This is a genomic window from Sphingobacterium nematocida (assembly GCF_900168125.1).
Lineage (GTDB): Bacteria > Bacteroidota > Bacteroidia > Sphingobacteriales > Sphingobacteriaceae > Sphingobacterium > Sphingobacterium nematocida.
This window is the reverse complement of the sequence record NZ_FUZF01000042.1, coordinates 1-1,232: the sequence shown is the minus strand read 5'-3', so window position 1 is coordinate 1,232 and position 1,232 is coordinate 1. Positions and strand designations below refer to the sequence as shown.

The 1,232-nt window shown below is 43.6% G+C and carries 1 protein-coding gene; it reads right to left on the bottom strand.

Annotated features, from left to right (window positions below; all coding sequences use genetic code 11):
- Window positions 1–12 precede the first annotated feature (12 nt).
- Window positions 13–1,175, bottom strand: a protein-coding gene (locus B5X76_RS21560; RefSeq protein ID WP_245801111.1) for an IS3 family transposase whose coding sequence is annotated in 2 segments (ribosomal slippage) — window positions 13–923 and window positions 923–1,175 — 1,164 coding nt in all. Because the reading frame shifts where the segments join, the coding sequence is not laid out codon by codon here.
- Window positions 1,176–1,232: the final 57 nt, after the last annotated feature.

Here is a 1,232-nt window from a genome sequence, read left to right as displayed (position 1 = left end):
TGTAATCTTACCCTAGCTAGCTACATCCAAAACTAAAGAATTCCAATCGGAATTGCTATTGCTATCTTGTTGGAACGTAGGAAACTCGGAGAGTTTTCCATATTTCAACAGGAATTCAGTCGGCGTTAACTGCCCCAAAGCAGAATGAGGTCTTTCATTGTTGTACATCCATGCCCATGCGGCTGCATATTTCCTAATATCAGGCAAGCTATTGAACATATAGCTATCAAGCACATCCTGCCTGAAAGTTCTGTTAAACCGTTCTATCAAACTATTTTGTGTAGGTTTTCCTGGTTGGATAAACTGCCATTGTATGTTGTTCTGCTCACACCATCCCCGCATGGCTTCAGCGACAAACTCTGGGCCGTTATCCGAACGGATCTTTTCGGGTTTGCCACGCCACTCCAGTAGTTTCTCCAGTTCCCGAATTACCCGTTGGGCGGGTAGGCTAGTATCCACTGTAATGGAAAGTGCCTCCCGACTGAAATCGTCTATGACGTTCAATGTACGTATCGTTTTTCCACTAGCCAGTGTGTCGTGCATGAAATCAAGGCTCCAGGTGATGTTCGGTCCAATAGGACAGAGTAAAGGTGCTTTTACACGTGCTGGAAGACGTTTCTTGCGCTTGTTTCTTAGATTAAGCCGCATAGAGGTATAAATACGATAGACACGCTTATGGTTCCATATATATTGCAACTTTCTTAGGCGATGGTACATCATCCAGAAACCCCATGTACGGTGGAGTTCAGCTAGTTTGGAAAGCTGCTCGATGACCTCTGTGTCATCTTTGCGCTTTGCACGATAATAGAAAACAGATGTACTTAGGCAGAATACTGCACAGGCCTGCCGAAGGCTCATCCCGAAATCTTCGCGGGCATAACCTACAAGCTCACGCTTTTCGCCAGGCCCTAAAGCTTTTTTTCGATAACGTCTTTTAAAACCGTAATCTGTAAAGTCTGCTCGGCAACAATCCTTTTGTATTGCGCCAACTCTTTTTCCATTTCCCGCAACTGCTTAAGCTGCGAAACCTCCATACCCGAATATTTGCTCTTCCAAGAATAGAAAGTCCCTTGGCTAATACCATGCTCTCGGCAGATATCCGAAACCGATTGCCCAGCTTCCTGCTGTGATAAAATCTTGATGATTTGTGATTCGCTAAACTTACTTTTTTTCATTGTCCCTAAATTATAAAACTACATTAATAATCGTAGCTATTTTAAGGGAAGATTACA